We start from the raw sequence: 3,416 nt of genomic DNA, 5'->3' as shown, positions 1-3,416 counted from the left end.
GCCTCGGGGTGGCCGACGGGCCGTTCGCGGCCGGGATCGCGGCTCGCGGCGAGGCGGTCGTCCCCCCCGGGGGAACCGCGGCCTTCCTCGCCCCGCAACCCGTCGACCTGCTGGGCGACGCCGAACTCGTCGATCTGCTCCGCCGGCTGGGCCTGGTCACGCTCGGGAGCTTCGCCGCGCTCCCGGCGGCCGACGTCGCCGCCCGGTTCGGGCCGCCCGGAGACTGGGCGCACCGCCTCGCCCGCGGCGAGGATCCCCGGCCGGTGACCCCGCGTGAACATCCTGTCGACCTTGGCGTCGCCGCGGCGTTCGACCCGCCGGCCGAGCGGGTCGAGCAGGCGGCCTTCGCCGCCCGCCGGCTGGCCGAGCAGGCCCACGACCGGCTCCGCGAGCAGGGGCTGGCCTGCACCGGAATCCGGATGGAGGCGGAGACCGGCCACGGGCAACACCATGTGCGGACGTGGCGCCACGACGGTCCGCTCGCGGCCGCGGCCATCACGGACCGCGTCCGCTGGCAGCTCGACGGCTGGCTGGCCGGCTCGGCCTCGGCCGGCGCCGCCACCTCGCCCGTGGGCTCCGCGACTGCCACCTGCGCGGGACGCAGGACCCGACCCGCGTGCGAGTAGCCGGCCCGGAAGACGTCCACACAGGTCGGGCCGGTCACATCGGCCCGGTAGGAGTGCATGAGCGCCTCATGGACGGACGGGTCGAACTCGTCGCCCGGTGAACCGTAACGCTCGAGCCCGGCGGCCTCCAACGTCGCCTCGAGGGCCTCGGCGATCGCCTTGAACGGCCCTTCGAGATCCCCGTGGTCACGGGCACGACCGATGTCGTCGAGGGCGGGCAGCAGGCTGGCGAGCAGCTTGGCGGTCGCCTGCTCGCCGCTCTGCTGGCGATCCCGCTCGACCCGCCGGCGGTAGTTGTCGAACTCCGCCTTCAGCCGCTGCAGGTCCGCCGTGCGCTCGGCGATCTGGTGCTGCAGGGAGGCGACGAGCTCGCCGTTGACCTCCTGGGCGGGAGGGCCGGCGGGAGCAGTGCCCGTCGGTGCGTCGGTCGCGGTGGCGGCATCCGCCCGCACCTCGCCGCTCTCCGGGTCGATCCGTCGCCGATCGCGCACGACCACGCGAGGCTCCTCCCCGTCGTCCCTGCCCGTACCCCACCAGTCGCTGGACTGACCGGAGGTCACTTCTTGTCCTCCTCGTCCACGATCTCGGCGTCGACCACGTCGTCGTCGACCGGTCCGCCGGCGCCGGGGGCACCCGCCCCCTCCTGGGCGGCCTGCTCGTACATGGCCTGGCCCATCGCCTGGCTCGCGGCGGCCAGCGCGTCGGCGGCCTCGCGGATGGCCGCCGTGTCGGTGCCCGCGACGGCGCCCCGCAGGGTGCCGAGCTTCTCCTCCACGTCGGACTTCACCGCAGCGTCGATCTTCTCGCCGTTCTCGGCCAGGAACCGCTCGGTGGAGTAGACGAGGGTCTCCGCCTTGTTGCGGGTCTCGGCCTCATCGCGGCGGTTACGGTCCTCCTCGGCGTACTGCTCGGCGTCGCGGACCATCCGATCGATGTCGTCGCGCGGCAGCGCGGACCCACCGGTGATCGTCATCGACTGCTCCTTGCCCGTGCCGAGGTCCTTGGCGGACACGTGCACGATGCCGTTCGCGTCGATGTCGAAGGTCACCTCGATCTGGGGCAGGCCGCGCGGAGCCGGCGGCAGGCCGGTCAGCTCGAACATGCCGAGCTTCTTGTTGTACGCGGCCATCTCGCGCTCACCCTGGAAGACCTGGATCTGCACGGAGGGCTGGCTGTCCTCGGCGGTGGTGAAGATCTCCGAGCGCTTGGTGGGAATCGTGGTGTTGCGCTCGATGAGCTTCGTCATGATTCCCCCCTTCGTCTCGATCCCGAGCGACAGCGGGGTGACGTCGAGCAGCAGGACGTCCTTGACCTCGCCCTTGAGCACGCCAGCCTGCAGCGAGGCGCCGACGGCGACGACCTCGTCCGGGTTGACGCCCTTGTTCGGCTCCTTGCCGCCGGTGAGGTCGCGGACCAGATCGACGACGGCGGGCATGCGGGTGGAACCACCGACGAGAACGACGTGGTCGATGTCGCTGACCTTGATGCCCGCGTCCTTCACCGCCTGCTGGAAGGGGTGCTTGCAGCGGTCGATGAGGTCGGAGGTCATCCGCTGGAACTCGGCCCGCGTCAGCGACACGTCGAGGTGCAGCGGGCCCTCCGCCGAGGCGGTGATGTAGGGCAGGTTGATCGACGTCTGGCTGGACTGGGAGAGCTCGATCTTCGCCTTCTCGGCGGCCTCCCGCAGCCGCTGCAGGGCCATCTTGTCCTTGCCGAGATCGACCCCGTGCTGACCGTTGAAGGTCTTGATCAGATGGTCGGTGATCCGCTGGTCCCAGTCGTCACCACCGAGATGGGTGTCGCCGGAGGTGGACTTCACCTCGACGACGCCGTCGCCGATCTCCAGCAGCGAGACGTCGAAGGTGCCGCCACCGAGGTCGAAGACCAGGATGGTCTGCTCCTTCGAGCCCTTGTCCAGCCCGTAGGCGAGGGCCGCCGCGGTCGGCTCGTTCACGATCCGCAGCACGTTGAGGCCCGCGATCGTGCCGGCCTCCGTGGTGGCCTGCCGCTGGGCGTCGTCGAAGTAGGCGGGGACGGTGATGACCGCATCCGCGACGGTCTCGCCGAGGTAGGACTCGGCGTCCCGCTTGAGCTTCTGCAGGATGAAGGCACTGATCTCCTGCGGAGTCAGGTCCTTCGCGTCGACCTTCATCTTCCAGTCGGTGCCCACGTGGCGCTTGACCGACCGGATGGTGCGCTCGACGTTGGTGACCGCCTGCCGCTTCGCGACCTCGCCGACCAGGACCTCGCCGTTCTTCGCGAAGGCCACGACCGACGGGGTCGTGCGAGAGCCCTCGGCGTTCGCGATCACCGTGGGTTCGCCGCCCTCGAGCACGCTCACGACGGAGTTCGTGGTGCCGAGGTCGATGCCGACCGCTCGTGCCATGTCTGTGTGCCTCTCGATCCATGTCGGCGCGCGGACGATGCATGCGTGCCGACCTCGTGGGGTGGAACCTCTCGGTGGACCGGCTCTCCGAGGGCCACCCGGAGAGTGCGGTCCTGCCAACGCTAGGGCGTATCAGGAGGTTGAGCCTTCCTGACTCATGATGACGGCTCCCAGCATAACCCGGCAGAGGTGAGTCTGCCAGGCTCAACTTCGCGGGCCCCGGCGGGATTCCCAGCCGAGGTGGTCCGGCAGAAGATCCCGATCGGGGGCGCGGGCATGGCGCAGACCCGAAGCCGCCCGCCGGGTCAGGCCCGGCGGGCGGCTTCGGGTGCGCAGATCGTGGCGGGCGGCGCCCGGTCAGGAGTCGGCGGGCGGCTGCGGCTTCGCCTCGCCGGACGGGGAGC

Annotated in this window: 1 protein-coding gene and 2 pseudogenes; 1 reads left to right on the top strand and 2 read right to left on the bottom strand. The window is 71.1% G+C overall.

The window, feature by feature from the left end; translation table 11 throughout:
• Positions 1 to 569 (top strand): annotated as a pseudogene (locus ND748_RS28415) (DNA polymerase Y family protein); the annotation flags it as partial.
• Here the strand turns inward: ND748_RS28415 and grpE are convergent.
• Positions 536 to 1,186: pseudogene (gene grpE / locus ND748_RS28410) on the bottom strand (nucleotide exchange factor GrpE); the annotation flags it as partial. The pseudogenes ND748_RS28415 and grpE sit on opposite strands and share 34 nt — an antisense overlap.
• Positions 1,183 to 3,012: a molecular chaperone DnaK gene (dnaK, locus tag ND748_RS28405; RefSeq protein WP_251749262.1), complete on the bottom strand. Its 1,830-nt coding sequence runs from the start codon at positions 3,010 to 3,012 to the stop codon at positions 1,183 to 1,185. The gene dnaK and the pseudogene grpE, both read right to left, overlap by 4 nt.
• Positions 3,013 to 3,416: the final 404 nt, after the last annotated feature.

This window comes from Frankia sp. AiPs1 (assembly GCF_023716945.1).
GTDB lineage: Bacteria > Actinomycetota > Actinomycetes > Frankiales > Frankiaceae > Frankia.
This window is presented reverse-complemented; position numbering and strand designations above follow the sequence as displayed.

What these genes read in the sequence shown, in the direction of transcription:
- dnaK (WP_251749262.1), bottom strand. Translation starts at nt 3,012, where the DNA reads ATGGCACGAGCGGTCGGCATCGACCTCGGCACCACGAACTCCGTCGTG.